This window comes from Nocardioides cavernae (assembly GCF_013410035.1).
Taxonomy (GTDB): Bacteria; Actinomycetota; Actinomycetes; order Propionibacteriales; family Nocardioidaceae; genus Nocardioides; species Nocardioides cavernae_A.
In genome coordinates this window covers 133,676-152,781 of the sequence record NZ_JACCBW010000005.1, presented here as the reverse complement: position 1 = coordinate 152,781, position 19,106 = coordinate 133,676, and the positions used below count along the sequence as shown (strand labels likewise).

Below are 19,106 nucleotides of genomic sequence, written 5' to 3'. Positions count from 1 at the left end.
CAACCCCGGCCGTTCGCAGGTTCTGGACGGTTCATCGCCCGTAGCCTTGGCATATGTCAGCAAAACCCACCGACACAATCCCGACACTCGAAGGCGAGGCCGCTGCGGCAGTGGCCCATCGTGGTGGGCATGTGCAGATCATCGCTGCTGCCGGATCCGGCAAGACCGAGGTGGTGTCCCAGCGCGTCGCGTCGCTGCTCGCCGACGGCGAAACCCCCGAGTCGATCGTGGCCTTCACCTTCACCGAGAAGGCAGCGGCCGAGCTCAAGGAGCGCATTCGCGAGCGGGTCACGGCCAAGATGGGTGACACCGCGACCGATCAGCTCGGCCGACTGTACGTTGGCACGATCCACGGCTTCTGCTTCCGACTGCTCCAGACGTACGTTGCGAAGTATGAGACGTACACGCCGCTCGACCCGAATCAGCTGACCAACCTGCTGTACCGCGAGGCTAACCGGCTGAAGCTCCGCCGCCTGGATCCCGACGAGAAGTTGTTCCGGGGAATCACTGCCTTCCAGGAGAACATCGACATCGTTGAGAACGAGCTAATGAGGGTGGAAGACCTGCCCGAGAGCACGTTCCGCGATTCTGCTGAGCTCTACTACGCGATGCTCGATGGCTACCGGTTCATGTCCTTCGGCACCCAAATCGTCGAGGCCGTACGCGCGCTCGAGGACACCGAGATCCGCGCTGCGGTCACCGCCGCCTTAAAGCACCTGATCGTCGATGAGTACCAAGACGTCAACCCGGCGCAGGAACAACTCATTCGGCTCCTGTCGAAGCCGCACGGAACCGCCGACGTGGTGGTCGTCGGGGACGACGACCAGGCGATCTACCAGTGGCGCGGCTCCAACGTCGACAACATCGTCTCCTTCAAGGACCGCTATCCCGGCGTCACGCAGTTCAACCTGCTGATCAACCGCCGCTCACGCCCGGGCATCGTGCAGCTCGCCAACGGGTTCGCTCAGTCGATTCCGGGGCGCTTAGCGAAGGAGATGGGCTTGTTCCGCGCGGAGGCCGGGCCGGCGGTCTCTATCGCTGTCGGCCACGATGCCGAGCAGGACGAGGCGGACGCCATTGCCCTCGATATTGAGGCCCTACATGCGCAAGGCGTGCGCTACCAGGACATCGCGATCTTGGTGCGAGGTCGCAACGCGTACACCAAGATCCTCGATGCGCTCGACATCTCGAAGATCCCTGTGCAACCCGGTGGCCGCACCGGCTTGTTCGAGCAGCCGGAGGCGGCCATCTTCGGAGCGACGTTCGCCTGGCTCTCCGGCGTCGACTGGGCGCCTGGACGATTCATCAAGCGCGAGAAGACTTTCCTTCCCGACCTGCTCGACGACTACCGGAGCACGTTCGGGCTCAACGACGACGACATCCAGAAGCTCCAGGGCCACTTGATCCGGTGGAAGTCCAAGACGACGCAGGACCCTCCGGACTTCGATCCAAGCCTCGTCCGGGAGTTCTATGACCTGACTGTCCTGCTGAGGATCGCAGAGTGGGACCTCTCAGACGCCCACCAGCGCAACCGCTTGGGCACCCTCGCCCGGTTCACCAACGTCCTTGCCGACTACGAGTCGGTCACCCGACGCTCACGGCGGGACCCGGAGAATCCGTCGGAGCAGGTCGGCGGAGCCGTCGGAAACGAGTGGTTCTACCGCAACTTCGCCCTCCTGCTCGTCAACTATGCGACTGGCAGCTACGACGGTTTCGACGGCGAGGAGGATCTGCTCGGTGACGGCGTCGCACTGGGCACCATCCACGGGGCAAAGGGCCTGGAGTGGCCCGTCGTGTTCCTGCCTTCACTGACCGAGGGTCGGTTCCCGTCAAGCCGTTCCGGGCGCGTCAAGGACTGGCTCATACCCCGCGATCTCTTCGAAGCTGCTCGCTACGAGGGATCAGACGCCGAGGAGCGTCGACTCTTCTACGTTGCGCTGACCCGCGCGCGCGACTGGGTCTCCCTCTCGTCGCACTCCAAGGTCACAAAGAACGCGACGAAGGCGTCTCCGTACATTCTCGAGGCGCAGGCCCTGGCGTCCAGCGCGGGACTTCCGACTGGCGCGGAGCCGCGGGGCATCGAGATGCCCGACCTGGCGGTGACGTACTCCGAGCTCGAGGCCTACATCTCGTGCCCACAGTCGTACTTGCTTCGCAACGAACTCGGTTTCATGCCGCCGGTGAAGTCCGAGATCGGCTACGGCAACGCGGTGCACCACATCATGCGCGTCATCGCCGAGCACGCCCGCGCCACGGGGAAGCTACCGACTCCAAAGCAGATCAACGACCTGCTCACGTCCGACTTCTTCCTGCCGTTCGCCAACAAGGCGGCTCACAAGGAGATGCGCGAGAAGGCGCGACTACTCGTCTTCAAGTACGTGAAGGAGAATCAGGACGACATCAAGAGGACCTGGGCCACGGAACGCCCCTTCGAGCTCTACCTCGACGGCGTCGTCGTCAGCGGGCGCGCCGACGTCATCTACGACGAACACGACGGCGTGATCGACAACCTCGCCATCGTTGACTACAAGACCGCCACTGGTGGGGAGGTTCACCCGCTCCAACTTCAGGTCTACGCCGACGCCGGCCGCCGTGAAGGGCTCACCGTCGGGGCCGCGTTCATCCACGACATGAGTACGACAACCCGTCACACGGTCGACATCACCGCGGACGCGGTGAAAGCTGCCGAAGCCACGGTCATCAAGGCAGCCGCCCTGCTCAAGAAGCGCGACTTCACGCCGAAGCCCGAAAAGTCGAAGTGTGTCTCTTGCGACGTGAAGACCGTGTGCGGAGCCGCGAAGCTCAAGTGAGCGCGAGGACGCTCCCAGCGTGCTCGAGCTGCGACCAGAACTTCAGGTGGGCGTCGTGGCCGCGGCCCACGCGGTCTGGGCGGCCCGGCGCCTGCTCCGCGCTCGGGACGTAGTTGCGCAGCGTCTCCCCCACGTGATCACGGGTCAGCATGATGAACGCGACCTCATGGCGAGACGCCATCACGCAAAGGCGGCCCGTCTCCAGGTCGAACGCTGACGGGTCTGCGACGCCTGACAGTGGATGAACGGCGATCATCACAGGACGTTCCAGGCCCTGCCAACGCTCTGGCGTGTCGACCCTGATCTGATTGACCCACGATCCCAGCGCAGCCGAGAGCACCGAGTTCATGACCCGGTGGCTGCTCGTCACGCCGATATCGGCGGGCGCGAGAGGCCGCTTCTCTTCGCCGAACCGGAGTGTCGTCCCTCCCCCAAGCAGGTCGCTGAGGACCTTCGCGGTTGCGGCAGCAATCTCGTGATCGACCTCGATGGGCGGTCCGTGGTCCGGGGTAGGAATGGTGAGTGCGAGCGGGCGGCCAGCCGATAGCGCATCGCCCCAGGGGCTGGACAGCTCGAGTCCCCGGGCTCCGACGGCGACGTACGCCTCGAAGTCGAAATCATAGAACGGCTTCACGAAGTCGACTGACTCGTTCGGGAGTCGCCGACAGGCTGGCAACGAACCAACGAACCGGACGGACTCCAAGGTCGGTTCCGCGAGCACCACCTCCGGCGCTGCCTCGTGTGGCGCACGCGGCGATGTCTCCCAGCGTCGAACGTCGATCGGAACAACCGGCGGGATCTGTCCAGGGTCACCGATCATCAGGAACCTGGCGCTGACCAGCGCGCACTGCATCAGGTCTGCCCAGCTCATTTGCCAGGCCTCGTCGATGGCGAGCAGGTCATACGGGGCGGACAGATCGGTGAGCGACCACTTGGCCGTTGTCGCAACGGTGACTCCGGGACCGTGCGGCAACTCCTTCTTGTCGGTGACCCACCGGACGCTCGTCGGGAAGTCATCCGGCGGTCGGAGACCGGTGCTGGAGAAGCGCGCCACACGCACCTCTGGGTGCTCCTTGGCCCAACGCATGCAAATGTCATCGGCTTGGCTATTTGTCTGAGCGGCCACGGCAATCTGCATGCCGTCCCCAGCCAGCGCCGTGAGCACCGCTATGAGGGTGTGCGTCTTGCCTGACCCCGGTGGCGCTTTGACCACGGCGAGCCTGCCCCCGTCCGAGAGGTAGGCGGTGAGCGCCTTGCGCAGGTCGGCGTATTCCGCGTCGATAACGTCGAGACTCACACCGTCACCTCCCCAGCGATCTGGGCGACATCGTCGAAGACGAGGTCGGTAGTACCGTCATCAGAGCTGATCTCGATCGGTGCAGATGCCTTGCCGTGCGTGAGCCACGCTCCCGGTCCACTTGCAGCCGACCAGACCCGGTGGCTACGCCGCTGTGTGAGGCTGGCGGCATCCGACTGAACAAAGGCGACGTCGACACCAACCCAGGCGTCGTCGGCGGGCTTCGCCATGATCGGCCCGAGTAACGGCTTTGTCTTCCGCCCGGTCCACTCCACCGTCACAAGAAGATCGCCATCTGTAGCGTCGATCTCGACGATGGTGGCCTCGTGCCCCCGGGAGCTTTGGGGAGCCACGCGGGCGTTCTCGCGCAGCCGGTGCGGCAGCGTCGGGTCCAGGCTGACTACCCAACGCGGGACCGTCGACCGGCCGACCCCAACGTCGTACACCCGAACTACATGCGACTCGAAAGCGCGGCCGTCGTCCAATGCCTCACGGAAGAGCGCTGGATCGTCGTGGATGAGGTAACCGACGTACGCCTCGTCGGCTGCAGAGTGAATGAGGTATCGGGAAGCAGCCGCGGATCCGTGAAAGTCGGTCTCCGGATGGGCAACAAAAGCAGGGCCATGGCTTGGGTCGTTGAGGCGGAGCTCAATCCGCTGGTGCTGGAACCAGAACTCAGCGTGTGCCTTCGTCACGAGTTCGCCGACGCCACCATTTACCGGCCGGTCGTTGTTGGCCATCAGCTCATACGCCTGCTCTGTCAACTTCCAGCGACGCAGCAACTCGTTGCGAAGGACCGCGGAGATCGCAGCCGCGGTCTCGCTCACGTCGTTGCCTTCGCGACGCCCGTCCTGCCACGTGCTCACAAGCTCGCTGAGGTCATCGCGCTCAAGCGTCGGGTCCAGGGTTGGCGAGACGGTGAGACCCTCGGCATCCGCTGCTGCCGCCAATCGGGCGTCACGGTCACCCGGCGTGGTGAGCCATGCGAGTTGGTATCCGAGATGAGCCGTCCGGGCATCCTGAGCCGGGAAAACGTAGGAGTCCCCCAGAATCTGGCTTGCGCTGATGACGTGCTGGTTGCCGACCCGCGAGGTGTCGCGGAACATCCAGCCGGAAACGCGCCCCAAAGCACGCAGGATGTCCTGGTTCACGCCACCGAACTTGGTCTGCGAGTAGGTGTAGCTGAGCTGGTGGAGCATGGCGATGTGCTGGCCGTTTGGCAGCCAGACCTGGCGCAAGTCACCCAGATCGGGCTTCTGAGGAACCGGGTCGAAAGTCCAGTTGTGCACGCGCAGGTGCTCCAGCAGATCCTCCGCGAACGTCGCGGCTAAATCGGCGACGTCGTCGCGGACACGACCGTCGGGGACGGACTCGATACGCGGATCGGAGCCGACTGTGCCCCAGGCGATGCCCCAAGGTCGTGACTCACCGGCCATCCGGACGAAGGCGACGATCATGGCTTGATCGGGCGGCATGATCGCGTGATGGATCGTGTCGTACCGCGGAAGCGGTTGACCGGCCTCCCAGGCCGCCAACTTGCGAGCGATCGCTCGTACTGAAGTCATCAGCCGACCAACTGCCTCTGGATGTCTGCCTCACGGTCATCGGCAGGCGCGACCCCTGCCATGAGCTCGAGTGCTCGCGACACGGTGGTTTCGCCGAGGAACCGCGCGACTTCGCCCCCGAGGACGATCGGGTCGTCTGCCGCCGTGGCCCTGGCGTGGCACCGGGGTGCCAGGTCGCAGAAGGACAAGCAGGCCTCCGAGTAATCCGTAGGTGCGTCGAGCACACGCTTGATCAGTGCGGGGTTATCAGCAGAGAAGTCGTCGTCGCGGACCACGCCGAGAGCGACCTGCTCGAGCCGATCGAATCCGCGCTCGGCGCGAATAGCCTGATAAGTCAGGTCTTCATTGGCGCGGACGGACGGCGAGTTCGAACCTGGCCACGTGAAGACGAGGAACCCATGGGTCGAGATCTCGATTTCGTCAGTCAGCCCGAGGGTCTCAACAGCAAGCCGCATCGCGTGCTCGTAGACCCCGGCCTGGGCTCGCGCTGACGCGAGCTGCTGGGGGTCGGTGTGTCCGCCTCTGTCGGGGAAGACCTTGACCTCCCCCACCGTGACACGCGCCCGTCCATCGACGGTCGTCGTGACAGTCACCGCGTCGATGATGAGAAGGGCCTCCGGAAGGATCACGCCCTTGGGGATCTTGATCATGGGCGCAGCAACGATCGATTCCGCCGATGTGGGCTCAACGGCGATTCGACGAAGCCAGGCCTCGGTCTCCCTGAGTGCCTGATCGATCGTGGTCACTCGGGTACCGCGGTTCAGCTTGAGCCGCAGGTCGAGGAATCCAACGGATCCCTCCGGCAAACAACTCTTGCGCTCGAGCGCTTGGCGCAACTTGACGGCTTCGTCGTAGAAGAGCCCTGCCTCGAACCGGTTCCCGCGAGCGATCGCGAAGGGCGACTGACCGAAGCTGACCTCGAGGCCGACCGCCTTCGCCGCCTTGTCGAGACGGACGTTGTGGACGGCCGAGAGCGTGTTCGCGTCACAAGTCGGGTTCTTCGCCCACTGCTCGAAACGGCCGCGCGTATTGCGACGAGCTTCCTGACGGATGTCGTCGACAGCCGGTACTTCTGCGCTCGAGCCTGCCACGGGCACCTCCACCTCTCACGGCGAGGTTAGTGAGTCGGTCCGACACGCGCCGCCGAACCCCCGATGCTCACTAGGCGCATTTCCATCCGGCCGATTCTCGTCGGCCGTCGATCACTGGATCGGGGTTACCCCGCCGGGCGGGTCTGTCTGGAGACAAGGCCAGGACGACACGGTGCGTATGCCCCTGGAGTCCTGACTGACAGGCCGCCCATCCGTCGTCTTCACAGCCAGCAATGCCCGTCGGGCGGGGACGGTGATCGCGATCGATCCGATCTTGATCGCGTCCCACCGCTAACACCAGTACGACGAGGTTCAGCCAGCCGGGCGCGCCGGCCGCCACGGCGTCCGAGAGCACCTTCGTCCCGACGATCAGGCCGGCTGCCACGGTCAACATCGCTGCGAACGTGCTCATCGTGGGCCGCGAGGCTCGCACTCGGCGGATCAGGAGGTTCGACGGGGCGTAGAGCCTCAGGTAGCGGTGCGCGAGCGCCACCGCGGCGATGATGGGGAGTGCGAGCAGCATGATCATGGGATCGCCCTTTCTGACGGGGTCACATCCCGTCGTACGCCGACGTGAGTCCCGGCGCGCCGCCTGACAACGCCTCCTGTGGACAACGGACGCGCGCCCCGACCCATGGACCCGAGACGGCCTGGAGTTCGGCGCCAACGGCGCGGGACTCATTGCGGCTGGCGCTCGACAGCGCGACTGCTTCCCTTAGAGCAACCAGCGCGCGCTGACGGTCGGCACGCTGGGCGTCGCTGGCCGCGCCTCCAGCCAGTGGCAAGTCGCTGGTGGTCTTGTAGCGATCGCGGTAGGCGGCAACCGACGTCGCAGCGCGGACCCATCTTTCGCGCTGGGTGGGATCCTGCGGAGGTTTGCCGAGCCGGTGCATCCAAGCGGCGCCGCGTCCGATGGCGACATCGAGAAGCGCGCGGTGCACGCGACTCGATCAGCTCCTTCCGCTGGCCGATCGCCTGTCGGTCCTCAGCTGTCATCGGGCCGAGCGGCTCGGGGATCAAGCCGGCGATCAGTCGCGGACGGAGACGGCAACCGCGCGGCGGCGTCGCTGCGAGCTTGTCGATTCGGTAGCGGAGCACCGCACCGATGTCATCAGCGTCGTCGAGACGGTGTTGTCCGACGACCCGAGGCAGAAGACGTTCGAGGTCGTGGTGGTATGCCTCGGCGCGTCGTAGTGCCGCCGTGAGCGGGCCGAAGGCCGTCGACTCGGCGACTGCGGCGTGCTGCTCGGTGGTCAGCCCGGAGCGGCTGAGGAGGTCGACGAAGCGGTCGTGCTGAGCGTCGGCGGCGATCGTCTCGAGTTCGGCCGCGAGCCGGTCGATGTCGCCGTGCAGTTGGTACTCGGCCTCAATCGTCTGCGTGGCCGAGAGGTCGGCGCCGCTGTGCTGGAGGACGCCGTACAGGACCGTCCTGGCCGCGACGTCATCAGCCTCCGGCGCGGAGTGGCTGTCGTCGGGCCGGTCGAGGGCGACGTACGCGATGTTGGACTCGCGGCCGCGGGTCATGGAGACGTAGAGGTTCTCCCGGGTCGTGGATGCAGTGACGACGACGTGCGCCGTGTCGACGGTGACGCCCTGAGCGCGATGTGCGGTGACGGCGTAGCCGAGGTCGAGGTGCTCGGCGACGTATTCCGGCGGCAGGACGGTTCGCCGGCCCTCGCCGCCGAGGCGCTTGACGAGGACAGAGCCGTTCCGACGGATGTCGGTGACCAGCCAGCGGTCGCCGTTCTTCACCCACCCACCTCGCGTGGTGCGGATGGTGCGGTCGTTCTGGCGCGTGATGACGACGTCTCCGACCGAGGCTCGACAGCCGTCGACCAGCTGGGCCTCGCGGTGATCGATGGCGCCGTCCAGAAGCAGCCGCTCGGCCCGGGCGCGTTCGTTGAGCGCGCGGACATCTCGGGCCGACTCCGTCACGAGGATGCTGGCGCGCCCCGCCGCGCAGTCGGCGCGCCAGGCGACGTATGCGGCGTCGACCATCACGTCCGTGAGGCCCTCGCGGATCCGCTTGTGGCGGGCGTACGCCGAGATGACCTGCACGTCTCCGCGGCTCAGCGCAAGCGAGGCCTCCTTCTCCCACTCGTTGGCGAACCGGTGGATCTCATTCAGCGCCGGGGCGTCCGCACGCCGGTCGACGAGGAGGGCAAAGGCTCCGCCTGCATCCACAGACTGGAGTTGGTGCGGATCGCCCACGAGAACCACCTTGGCGTTCGCGGCGGACGCGATCCCCGTGAGCCGATCGAGCGTCACCGTGTCGGCCAGAGTCGCCTCATCGAGGATCACCAGCTGACCTCGGCGGAGTTCGGTCCGACCGTGGTCGTGCTCGTGGAGCCACTTCGACGTGTTCTCGCACGCGACGCCGAGGTCGTCGGCCAGCGCCTGGGCTGCAGCGGCAGACGGCGCGAGACCGACGACACTCCCCCGCCCGTGCTCGCTGATCCAGGCCGTGCGGAGGGCTCTCATCGTGGTGGTCTTGCCGGCCCCAGCCGGTCCGACCAGGAGGTCGACCTGACGCCCTGAGCGGCAGACGCTCTCCACAGCACGCCGCTGCTGAACTGTCAGCGCGACCGTGCCATGACCACCTGCTCGACCCGCGATCTCGGCTGACACCGCCGGTGCAGTCACCTTCTCGGCGCGTGCCAACAGTCGTGCCTCGGCGTCGAGCACTGCGATCGAGGAGTACTTCTCACCATGCCGCGGGCGGAACCGGCTCGTGCCGTCCTCGCGCTGGAACCGGACCGGGCTGCGGGCGAGCTCCGGCGGCGTCAGGACCACGGAGCGTGCCTGGGCCGCGTCCACGATCAGACCGACGACGGCCTCGCGCTCTTCGGGCGTCGCGAACCTCAGATCCATCGTCTGCTTCGCCGCCTCGGCCATCAGGTTCCAGTGCGTCCAGAACGGCCCGCTTCACAGAGACCAGCGCGACCACTTCGGCACCAATCGCCCCGATCGCAGCCAGCGGCACGTCCTCCGCTGTCAGGAAGTCGCCCTCTCGCCCGATCACCGACTGCGACCACCCGGTGGGCTCCGTCCCCAACCGCTCGGCGGCCCTTTGACGCCAACCCGTGGTGAGATCGGCGAGCGACTGGACCTCCTTCGGCGGGCGCGTGGCCAGCGTCGCCTGGGCCCGGAGTTCGACAATGGTCCTGGCCGACGGCATCCGCCCGTGCCGTGCGACGTACTCCGCGATGAGCTCCTCCTTCTTGAGCTCGATCTCGCGGGTGCGGTTGGAGAACTCTGTGATCAGCTCGTCGGTGACACCGGCGATCTCCCACCGGGGATTCCGGTCGGGACCGCGCGGCCGCAGCTCCCATTCGATGCCGAGGTCGCGCGACAGCCGGTCGGCGAGGAGGGCGTCGTAGTGGGCGGACAGGCCGGTACGTGAGGCGAAGACCGGGCGTCCGTCGAGGCTGCGCCAGCGGCCGTCCATGACGGTGAGGACCTTGTTGGCGATGACGACGTGGGTGTGGAGCTGCGGGTCGCCGGCCCGCGAGTCGAAGTGGTCGTAGGCGACGGCCGCGACACCCGCCACGTCGACCTGGGCGACGGCGCCGTCGGCATCGGAGATGCCCGCACGGGTGGCGGCAACCTCTCGCTCGAAGAGCGCAACCACGTCGGCGATTGCCGCGTGGTGGGCGGCGACGATCCGTTCCTGGGTGACCGCGTCCGCGACCCCCCAGAGCACGGAGACCGACTTCGGGACGCTGAACGTGAGGTCGAATCCGGCGACCGCTCGTCGCATCCCAGCGGCGGTCTCCTCTGCCTCGATCCGTGTCGTTTCAGTCGCGCAGTCCTCCGCGGTCATCCCCGGGTCGAGCGCCGCGACGCGCTCCTCAATGCGGTCCGACAGCCGCTTGTACGACGGATATGCCTTGCCGAGCTGCCCTCCGGTGATGGGGTCTCGGCCCATCCCAACAAGCAGGGCGAGCTGCTCCTCGGTCACCTGCATGCCGGGCCGGAGCTGGCCGGCCCCGAGGGCGGCCACGCCGGAACCGAGCCAGCACCCGGGCGGCGTACCGACCTCGGAGTAGTAGCGCGTCAACGGCGTCGTCAGGGACCGCGTGCCATCGCCCGCCGCCACGCTGCGCAGCAGGTATTGGTATCCGCTGCCTGCCGACATCCGGCGCATCGAGACCGTCACTGCCGTTTCCGTTCCACAGGCCTCAGGTGCGCGTCCTTCTCCACACCCCCTCGAACTGCACACCGTGTGACGGCAAGGAGGCGGTAGTCGAGGAGAGCGGAAGCAGTACGAGATGAGGGCGCGGAGAGGCGATGGGCAGGTGGGAGGGCAGGGTGAGCGAGAAGGCTGAAGGAGCCACGGGGAGGGAGAGGCTGAGGAATGAGGTGGGACGACGGGCTTGGGCAGAGACGAGCACCTGATCCCCGAAGAGACCCGGGTAAAGACGTCGGGTCCGGATCCGTGAATCAGGCTTACGATGAGGTTCAGACGATGCACGCACCGCCCGCGGGATGTCGTCGCGCCTCATCGCCGTAGGCGAGAGGAAGCAGGACCACCACCATGAAGAATCGACTCGGGTTGACCTTCCTGGCGACCGGCACACTCCTGTTGGCCGCGGTGTCGGCGTGTGCCGACAACGATGCGGATCCGCCGCCGACATCGCCGGCCACGTCGTCGCCGACGGAGTCGGCGAGCCCGACCGCGACCGCCTCGCCGACGTCGCCCAACGACGCCGCGACCGGGGACGCAACCGCCGCGATGACCGACTACTACGCCGTCCTCGACGCGCTCCGGGCCGATCCCTCCAGCGACCTGAAGAAGCTCGAGACCGTCGCGATCGGCGCACAACTCAACGCCGTGCAGACCCTCGTACGACGGCAGCACGATCAAGGACAGCGCCAGACCGGCGCGACGGCCATCAGCGAACTGAAGGTCCAGTCGGTCACCCTCGACAACTCCAACCCGGACGCCGGTAAGGTGCCCACGGTCGTCATCGACGTCTGCTGGGACGTTACCAAGGTCGACGTGCTCGACAAGAGCGGCAAGTCGATCGTCTCCCCCGACCGCCCGGACACCGAGTGGACGCGTTACACCGTTGCGAACTACGACTTCGCCGCCGACCCGAGCGGCGGATGGCGCGTGGCGACGGGCCAGGACCTCAAGCAGACGCCATGCGCAGCCTCTGATTCGCCTCCTGCTGACCGCCCTCGCCTCTGCCAGCCTCACTGCCCTTGCGTCCGGAACGGCGTACGCCGACGGCACGGTCTGCGGTCAGACCGACCCCGCCACCGGCGAATGCCTGATCTGGATCCACGTCCCGGGCAATCCCGGCACGCCGGGCACGCCAGGCGACGACGGGCCAGAGGACACCGGAAGCGGCGCCGCCTGCTACTGGGACGGCACGAGCCAAGGCGTCACCAAGCCACCGCCTGGACCGGTCCCCTGCACGAAGGACGGCGCGTACTGGTCGAACGCGTACCACTGCTACATCACCCTGGTTCAACCCCAGCCGCCGGCTGGCGATCCCATGTGGCAGGGCCACGAGCCCGGCGACGGCGCCGTCTACTACTGCGACCAGCCACAGACCGGGCTGCTCATCACGATCTGGACGCAGGATCCGCCGCCGAACTCCGGCGCGGGGCCGACGCCGAGAGAGGTCGCGCAGATCGCTATCGAGAACATGCACCTCAGGGCGATCGACATCGGCATCGCTCCCGAGCCGGGGCCCGACAGCATCGGCCTTGTCGGCATGCCGGTGTGGATGTGGGCCAAGGCGCCGAGCAGCCAGACGTTCGGCCCGATCACGGAGAGTGCGTCCGCAGGCGGCATCACGATCACCGCAACAGCGAAGGTCCTGCACATCACGTGGGACATGGGCGACGGAACCGAGGTCGTCTGCGACACGGCGGGCTCGCCGTACAAGCCGGAGTTCGGGCGGACGGACTCCCCCGACTGCGGCCACACCTATAAGAAGTCGAGCGCGGGCCAGACCGATGACGCCCACACCGTCACCGCGACCTCGAGTTGGGTCATCACCTGGTCGGGCGCGGGCCAGACCGGGACGATCCGCCTCGACGGCCTCAACCGCTCGGCCCAGATCCGGATCGGCGAAGCGCAGGTGCTCGTGAACTGACGAGCGCTGCGCGGGGAGGGACGAAGTGACCACGACTACCCGAGAGGACCGGAAGCCCGGCCCCCACCGCACCGCGCCCGACGTCGGGCCGCCGATCACTCCCCCGCCCAAGCTGCGCAGACGGCCTGGTCTTGTCGTCGCAGCCGTGGTCATCACGGCCCTCGGATGTCTGCTCGGCGCGTGGGCATGGAACGCCACGACCAGCACCGAGGAGGTCCTTGCTGCGACAAAGACGATCCACCGGGGCGAGGTGATCGCTGCCGACGACATCCAGCGCATCCGGATCAGCGGTGATCCGGCTCTGGAGCCACTCCCCGCCTCTGCGTACGACGACATCATCGGTCAGCGCGCGGCGCTCGACGTCGCCGCTGGCGGACTGATCACGACCGAGTCGACGACTGATGCTCCGATGCCACCGGAGGGGCAGTCGATCGTCGGGATCTCGCTGACTCCGGCACAGGTCCCGGCGCTCCCCATGCACGGCGGAGACAAGGTCCGCATCATCGTCACCCCGGCTGCCAACGGCGACGCCCCGACCGGTGCGCCGCAGTTCACCGCCGCCGAGGTTGTCGGCACGGCGATCGATGAGACGACAGGCAACACCGTCGTCAACGTCCTGGTGCCGTACGCCGACGCGAGTGTCCTCGCGGCCCGCGCCGCGACCGGCAACGTGGCGCTGATCCTCGACTCGGGAGCCCAGTGATGGCCATCGTGTGTCTCACCTCGGCATCCGGCTCGCCCGGTGTCACCACCACGGCAGTCGGCATGGCGTTGAGTTGGCCACGGCCAGTGCTCCTCGTCGAGGCCGACCCCACTGGCGGATCCGGCGTCCTCGCGGGGTTCCTCCGCGGCACTACGCCGTACGACGCCGGGCTGATCGAGCTCGCCCTCTCTCCGCTCGGCACGGCGGACGCACTGCGCGACGTCGTACGCCCGCTGAGCCCGAACGTCTCGTTCGTCGCCGGCATCCGATCGCACGCTCAGGCCACGGCGCTGCGCGACGTCTGGGACCCGTTGGCGGCTGCGCTCCACGACCTGGACGACAACGGCCAGGACGTGATCGTCGATGCCGGCCGGCTGGGCCTCGTGGCCTCGCCGACGCCGCTGCTGGAGGCCGCCGACGCGACGCTCCTGGTCACCAGGGCCAATCTGCCGTCGATTTCGGCCGCGCGCTCCTGGGCGGAGACCATCCGCCAGCCGGCCACAGGATGGCGTGACCCCGGCCTGCTCCTTGTCGCCGAGGGCCAGCCCTACCGGGCCACCGAGGTCACCAAGGTTCTCGGCATGCCCGTCATCGCCGACGTGCCGGGCGACCCGGGCCGCCGCGGCCGTCTATCACCGCGGCGCGGCACCCCCGAAGCACTTCGAGACCGGCTCCTACGTCCGCGCGCTCCAAGCCGCCGTCCAGTCGGTCCAGGCGCACGTCGCCCGAGGTCAGTTCGCGCTGGTCGAGGAGGCACGAGCATGACGGAGGCCTACCGATTCGCGAACGAGTACGGCGACCTGACCCGCCTGCCACTCTTCAGCCAGTCCTCCAACGGCGTCCCCCACGTTGTGCCCAGCGGTCTCGACGCCACGGTGGCGTCAGCTCCTGTTCCAACCTCCGATGGCGACTGGGCGCTCGTCTCGACCTTGCGGGCCCAGGCGTCGGAACAACTGAGTCAAGCCGTGCAGTCCGGCCGCGCCCGACTGGACAAGGAGGCACAGCAGGAGCTGGGCCGGTCGATCGTGCTCGACCTGATCGAGTCCGCGATGGCGGAGGCTGTCGACACCGGCCTCGGTTCGTGGAGTCCCTCGAAGCAACAGGCGACCGCCCAGGCCGTGTTCGACTCCCTGTTCCGCCTCGGCCGCCTCCAGCCCTTGGTGGATGACGACCGGATCGAGAACATCGTCATCGTCGGCCACGACAACGTACAGCTCGAGCTGATCGACGGGACGCTCGTTCCCGGACCCCCGGTGGCCGACTCCGATCAGGAGCTGATCGACTTCCTCGTCTTCCTTGCTTCGCGCAGCGAGGTGAATGCTCGTTCGTTCTCCGAGGCGCAGCCGAGCCTCCACATGAGGCTCGACGGCGGGTCGCGGCTCGCGGCCGTGGCGTGGGTGACGACGCGTCCGTCGGTCGTCATCCGTCGTCATCGGTTGATGCGGGTGACGCTCGAGGACCTGGTCAAGCGCGACATGATGACGCCGGTCGTCGCCTCGTTCCTGAGAGCTGCTGTGCGAGCCCGGTGCTCGATCGTGGTGGCCGGGGCGCAGGGGGCCGGGAAGACCACGCTGGTTCGAGCCCTCCGTGCCGAGATCGACGAGCTCGAGGCGATCGGCACCTTCGAGACGGAATACGAGCTGCACCTGCACGAGCTCGGCCGGCACAAGGTGGTCATCCCATGGGAGGCGCGGCCGGGCTCGGGTGAGCGCGGTCCTGATGGGCGGCAGTCGGGTGAGTTCACGCTGGACGAGGCGCTCGTCGACTCCTTCCGCTTCAACCTTTCGCGACAGATCGTCGGCGAGGTCCGTGGCAAGGAAATCTGGGCCATGATCAAGGCGATGGAGTCCGGCACCGGATCCATCTCCACGACGCACGCTGCCGACGCCGTGGCTGCGGTGCGCAAGCTCGTGACCTGCGCGATGGAGGCGGGTCCGCACGTCACGCAGGGTCTCGCGACCAGCAAGCTCGCAGCGACCGTCGACCTGAATGTCCAGTTGAGCCTGGAGACCAAGGTCGGGCCTGGTGGAGCTCAGCGGACCAGGCGGGTCGCGGAGGTCATCGCGCTCGCGCCGGGCGAGAAGGACCCCGGCTACGCGACCACCCATGTGTTCCGAGCCGATGCCACTGGCGTCCCAGTCCCAGACGTCCTCCCCGACGAGTACCGGAGGCTCGCCCAGCACGGCTTCGACCTGGCGGCGTACCTCGCGAGTCAGCCGCTGGGAGCCCGGATATGACCACAATCCTCCCTGCCATGGCCGGTGGCCTCGTCGCCCTGGGGCTCCTCGGGGTGGTCATCGGCCTGCGCCCGACCGCTGTTCCACCGCGGGAGCCCACAGCATCAAGTCGGCGCCGCGCACTCAACCGTCGCACCCGGATTCTGCTTCTCGCCGGTGGCGCGCTCGGCCTCGTCGGCTGGCTCATCACCGCCTGGATCCTGGCGCTCGTCATCGCGCCCGTCGCCGTCATCGGGCTCCCCGTCCTGCTCAGCGCTCCTCCGGCAGCCACGCAGATCGCGCGCCTCGAAGCGATGGAGGAGTGGACTCGATCGCTCTCAGGAGTCCTCACCGTCGGCATCGGCCTGGAGCAAGCCCTCGTCGCAACCCTGCGGTCGACGCCCGCTCCTATCGCCGAAGAGGTCAATCGACTGGTGACCCGGCTGCGGGCACGGTGGGACACCGAGAAGGCTCTGCGCGCGTTCGCCGACGAGCTCGACGACGCGACCGGCGACCTGATCGCGGCCAACCTGATCCTGGGCGCACGCCGGCGCGGAGCCGGGCTGGCGAGCGTCCTCGAAGGACTCGCCGAGTCGGTCGGCGCCGACGTACGCGCGCGCCGGCAGGTCGAGGCGGACCGGGCGAAGCCGCGAGCGACCGCGCGGTGGGTCACGCTGATCAGCGCGAGCGTGCTCGTCGTATTGGCGCTGTCCGGGACGTACGTCGAGCCGTACCGCACGCCGGTCGGCCAGGTGCTCCTCGTGCTCCTCCTGTCGGCGTACGTCGCCACCCTGATCTGGATGCGACGCATGGCCGCAGGCAAGCCGCTCCCCCGGTTCCTGGCGACCCGGGCAGTTGCGGAGGCGTCGCGATGATCACCGGGCTGCAGTTGGCGATCCTTGCCGGAGGTCTCGTAGGCCTCGGCTTCGTGCTTCTCGTCGCCCGCCTTCTGCCTGCGGAGCCCGACCTCGCCGACGCGCTCGAGAGAGTCTCCTCGTCGCGTCCGCGCTCGACCGCCACCGACGCCGCGCGGTCGAGCAAGGAGCGGCTCGGCCCGTGGGGCCTGCGCGTATTGCCGCCTGGTCTCTGGGTTCGTACGCCGACTCGCGAACTCGCGCTGCTGCGGATACCGGGCACGCAGTTCCACGGCGAGAAGCTGGTGTTCGCCGGGCTTGGTCTCGTCATCCCGCCGGTGCTCGTCACGCTCTTCAACGCCTTCGGGCTGAGCATCCCGTTCCAGCTCCCGGCCGTCGCCTCGCTCGCGCTGGCCGCCGTCATGTTCTTCATCCCGAACTACAACGCCCTCGACGAGGCCAAGAAGGCACGGACCGAGTTTGCCCGAGCGCTCGGCGCCTACATCGACCTTGTGGCGTTGGAGCGGAACAACGGCATCGGCCACCGCCAGGCGATGGAGGCTGCGGCCGAGGTCGGCGACTCGTGGGTGTTCACGCGGCTGTCCGAGGAGCTCACCCGGTCGCGGTGGTCGGGACTGCCGCCCTGGGACGCGCTGCACACCTTGGCAGAGGAGCTCGGACTGCCCGAGCTCGACGACTTCGCCGACATCATGCGCCTCTCGGGCGAGGAAGGAGCCGGCGTGTACGCGACCCTGCGCGCCCGCTCCGCCGCCATGCGCACGGCGATGCTCAACGACGAGCTCGCTCAGGCCAACGCCGTCGGCGAGCGCATGTCGATGCCCGGCTCCCTGCTCGGCGTGATCTTCATGGCGCTGCTCGTCGCGCCCTCATTGCTTCGCATGTTCACGAACTCGTGACCACGGAAGGACACATCCACAGGAGGAAACCCCATGTTGAAGGTTCTGGTCCTGCTGCAGATCGCAGCACTCAGAAAGTACGACGACCTGCGAGCATCCCGCCGCAGTGAACGCGGGTCGGTGACGATGGAGCACGTCCTCTGGGCCGTCGCCGTCATCGGAATCGTCGGGATCGTGGTTCTCGCGGTCACGAACTATGTCACCTCAGAAGCGGGCAAGATCAAGTAGCCGCCGCCGGCGACGCGGCGAACGGGGCTCGGTTTCGATCGAGCTCGTCGTCCTGCTGCCCGCACTGTTCGCGGTCATGTTCCTCGGGATGCAGGCAGCGCTCTACTACCAGGCGAAGACCGTCGCCATCGCTGCTGCGCAGCAGGGCGCCAGAGCCGCCGGTGCCGAGCACGGCCGGGAGGCCGACGGGGTCGGCGCCGCCAACGACTTCCTCGCCGAGGCCGGTGGTGATGACGTCATCACCGCGACCTCGACGAGCGCGAACCGGACCGCCACGACTGCCACCGTGACCGTCAGCGGCTTCTCCCTGAGCGTCATTCCGGGGTGGAAGGTCCGCATCACGCAGAGCGCGAGCGTGCCGGTCGAGCAGGTGACCGCGCCGTGATCCGCCGGGACGAACGCGGTTCAGCAGCGATCGAGGCGGCGATCGGCGTACCAGCCTTCGCGCTCTTCGTCGGCCTGGTCATCTTCGGAGGTCGTACGGCGACCACCCATCAGGCGCTCCAGTCCGCCGCCGCCGATGCCGCCCGGTCAGCCTCACTCGCCCGCAACGCGGACGCCGCACGAGCCGATGCACGCGAGGCAGCAACCTCGAGCATCACCAACCAGAAGATCGGCTGCTCGGCCATCGACGTCGCCGTCGACACGAGCGACTTCGACAAGCAGCCTGGCGTTCCCGGCTTGGTGAACGTCACTGTTTCCTGCCGACTCGACCTGTCCGATCTCGCCGTTCCGGGAGTCCCCGGATCCCGCTTCATGCACGCGGCGATGTCCAGCCCGATCGACACATGGCGGGAACGATGAGCCGCCGGGACGAGCGCGGCTCCATCACCGTGTGGCTGGCCCTGTCCAGCTTCGTGATGATCTTCCTCGTCGGACTCGCGGTCGACCTCGGTGGCCAGGTCCACGCCCACGAGCGAGCCCACGACGTCGCCGCGCAGGCCGCACGGGCCGGTGGCGAGGAGGTCGAAGGAAGCTCCGCCATCCAAGGCCACGACCTCGCGATCTCCCCCGCCGCCGCGCGTGCCGCCGCCCAGCGCTACCTCGACGCCGCGGGCGTCGCCGGAACGGTCGCCATCAACGACGGCACCACGATCACGGTAACCGTCACGGACTCCTACGACCCGCAGTTCCTCGGTCTCATCGGCATCAACCGCCTCGACGTCACCGGCACCGCGACCGCGCGACTCGTCCGCACCCTCGGAGGTAGCAAGCAATGAACAGGACCGGCTCCAGGCTGCGCGGCCTCCTGGCCACCCTCACGCTCGTCGCCTTCGTGGTCGGGGTGCCCGTCGTGCTCATCTCCATCGACGCG

At 67.6% G+C, this 19,106-nt stretch carries 17 protein-coding genes; 10 read left to right on the top strand and 7 right to left on the bottom strand.

All coding sequences use genetic code 11. The features are described from left to right. Positions 1-53: 53 nt before the first annotated feature. A complete protein-coding gene (locus tag F4692_RS18915; RefSeq protein ID WP_179621287.1) occupies positions 54-2,810 on the top strand; it encodes an ATP-dependent helicase in 2,757 nt (918 codons plus the stop codon). Here F4692_RS18915 and F4692_RS18910 read toward each other — a convergent pair. The 7 genes from F4692_RS18910 to F4692_RS18885 all read right to left on the bottom strand — a co-directional run bounded on the left by F4692_RS18910 (position 2,803) and on the right by F4692_RS18885 (position 11,467). Next, positions 2,803-4,107, bottom strand: a complete 1,305-nt coding sequence (locus F4692_RS18910) for an AAA domain-containing protein (protein ID WP_179621286.1) — start codon at positions 4,105-4,107, stop codon at positions 2,803-2,805. The genes F4692_RS18915 and F4692_RS18910 overlap by 8 nt on opposite strands. Further along, positions 4,104-5,672, bottom strand: coding sequence for a hypothetical protein (locus tag F4692_RS18905; protein ID WP_179621285.1), 1,569 nt, complete (start codon positions 5,670-5,672; stop codon positions 4,104-4,106). Before F4692_RS18905 ends, F4692_RS18910 begins: the two co-directional genes overlap by 4 nt. Next, entirely contained in the window at positions 5,672-6,763 is a 1,092-nt protein-coding gene (locus F4692_RS18900) for a hypothetical protein (RefSeq protein ID WP_179621284.1), read from the bottom strand. The genes F4692_RS18905 and F4692_RS18900 overlap by 1 nt, the downstream gene beginning before the upstream one ends. A 70-nt stretch (positions 6,764-6,833) precedes the next feature. Then, a complete protein-coding gene (locus F4692_RS18895) occupies positions 6,834-7,292 on the bottom strand; it encodes a hypothetical protein (RefSeq protein ID WP_179621283.1) in 459 nt (152 codons plus the stop codon). A gap of 149 nt (positions 7,293-7,441) precedes the next feature. Further along, on the bottom strand, positions 7,442-9,319 hold the full coding sequence (locus F4692_RS21395) for an ATP-dependent DNA helicase (protein WP_308645385.1): 1,878 nt from the start codon (positions 9,317-9,319) through the stop codon (positions 7,442-7,444). Positions 9,320-9,467: 148 nt separating this feature from the next. After that, positions 9,468-10,922 carry a MobF family relaxase gene (gene mobF / locus F4692_RS21390; RefSeq protein WP_308645382.1) on the bottom strand — a complete coding sequence of 485 codons (1,455 nt, stop codon included), beginning with the start codon at positions 10,920-10,922 and terminating at the stop codon, positions 9,468-9,470. 302 nt (positions 10,923-11,224) lie between these two features. Beyond that, on the bottom strand, positions 11,225-11,467 hold the full coding sequence (locus F4692_RS18885) for a hypothetical protein (protein ID WP_179621282.1): 243 nt from the start codon (positions 11,465-11,467) through the stop codon (positions 11,225-11,227). Between the two features lie 368 nt (positions 11,468-11,835). On the opposite strand from F4692_RS18885, the gene F4692_RS18880 reads away from it, so the two are divergent. The 9 genes from F4692_RS18880 (at position 11,836) to F4692_RS18835 (ending at position 19,011) form a co-directional block, all read left to right on the top strand. Next, positions 11,836-12,873: a hypothetical protein gene (locus F4692_RS18880; RefSeq protein WP_257030053.1), complete on the top strand. Its 1,038-nt coding sequence runs from the start codon at positions 11,836-11,838 to the stop codon at positions 12,871-12,873. Positions 12,874-13,018: 145 nt separating this feature from the next. Beyond that, positions 13,019-13,576, top strand: coding sequence for an SAF domain-containing protein (locus F4692_RS18875; protein WP_308645381.1), 558 nt, complete (start codon positions 13,019-13,021; stop codon positions 13,574-13,576). Beyond that, complete coding sequence (locus F4692_RS18865) at positions 13,576-15,813, top strand: ATPase, T2SS/T4P/T4SS family (RefSeq protein WP_257030052.1); 2,238 nt, start codon at positions 13,576-13,578, stop codon at positions 15,811-15,813. The genes F4692_RS18875 and F4692_RS18865 overlap by 1 nt, the downstream gene beginning before the upstream one ends. Beyond that, complete coding sequence (locus tag F4692_RS18860; protein ID WP_179621280.1) at positions 15,810-16,667, top strand: type II secretion system F family protein; 858 nt, start codon at positions 15,810-15,812, stop codon at positions 16,665-16,667. Before F4692_RS18865 ends, F4692_RS18860 begins: the two co-directional genes overlap by 4 nt. Continuing rightward, positions 16,664-17,563, top strand: a complete 900-nt coding sequence (locus tag F4692_RS18855) for a type II secretion system F family protein (protein WP_179621279.1) — start codon at positions 16,664-16,666, stop codon at positions 17,561-17,563. The genes F4692_RS18860 and F4692_RS18855 overlap by 4 nt, the downstream gene beginning before the upstream one ends. A 33-nt stretch (positions 17,564-17,596) precedes the next feature. After that, entirely contained in the window at positions 17,597-17,791 is a 195-nt protein-coding gene (locus F4692_RS18850; RefSeq protein WP_179621278.1) for a hypothetical protein, read from the top strand. Continuing rightward, a complete protein-coding gene (locus tag F4692_RS18845; protein WP_179621277.1) occupies positions 17,760-18,176 on the top strand; it encodes a TadE/TadG family type IV pilus assembly protein in 417 nt (138 codons plus the stop codon). The genes F4692_RS18850 and F4692_RS18845 overlap by 32 nt, the downstream gene beginning before the upstream one ends. After that, on the top strand, positions 18,173-18,595 hold the full coding sequence (locus F4692_RS18840; protein ID WP_179621276.1) for a TadE/TadG family type IV pilus assembly protein: 423 nt from the start codon (positions 18,173-18,175) through the stop codon (positions 18,593-18,595). The genes F4692_RS18845 and F4692_RS18840 overlap by 4 nt, the downstream gene beginning before the upstream one ends. After that, entirely contained in the window at positions 18,592-19,011 is a 420-nt protein-coding gene (locus tag F4692_RS18835; protein WP_179621275.1) for a TadE/TadG family type IV pilus assembly protein, read from the top strand. Before F4692_RS18840 ends, F4692_RS18835 begins: the two co-directional genes overlap by 4 nt. The last annotated feature ends 95 nt before the right edge of the window (positions 19,012-19,106 follow it).

Excerpts from the sequence above, each read along its gene's own strand:
- F4692_RS18865 (WP_257030052.1), top strand. The coding sequence starts at position 13,576 with ATGGCCATCGTGTGTCTCACCTCGGCATCCGGCTCGCCCGGTGTCACC.
- F4692_RS18895 (WP_179621283.1), bottom strand. The coding sequence starts at position 7,292 with ATGATCATGCTGCTCGCACTCCCCATCATCGCCGCGGTGGCGCTCGCG.
- F4692_RS18860 (WP_179621280.1), top strand. The coding sequence starts at position 15,810 with ATGACCACAATCCTCCCTGCCATGGCCGGTGGCCTCGTCGCCCTGGGG.
- F4692_RS18915 (WP_179621287.1), top strand. The coding sequence starts at position 54 with ATGTCAGCAAAACCCACCGACACAATCCCGACACTCGAAGGCGAGGCC.
- F4692_RS18845 (WP_179621277.1), top strand. The coding sequence starts at position 17,760 with ATGTCACCTCAGAAGCGGGCAAGATCAAGTAGCCGCCGCCGGCGACGC.
- F4692_RS18850 (WP_179621278.1), top strand. The coding sequence starts at position 17,597 with ATGTTGAAGGTTCTGGTCCTGCTGCAGATCGCAGCACTCAGAAAGTAC.
- F4692_RS18835 (WP_179621275.1), top strand. The coding sequence starts at position 18,592 with ATGAGCCGCCGGGACGAGCGCGGCTCCATCACCGTGTGGCTGGCCCTG.
- F4692_RS18855 (WP_179621279.1), top strand. The coding sequence starts at position 16,664 with ATGATCACCGGGCTGCAGTTGGCGATCCTTGCCGGAGGTCTCGTAGGC.
- F4692_RS18905 (WP_179621285.1), bottom strand. The coding sequence starts at position 5,672 with ATGACTTCAGTACGAGCGATCGCTCGCAAGTTGGCGGCCTGGGAGGCC.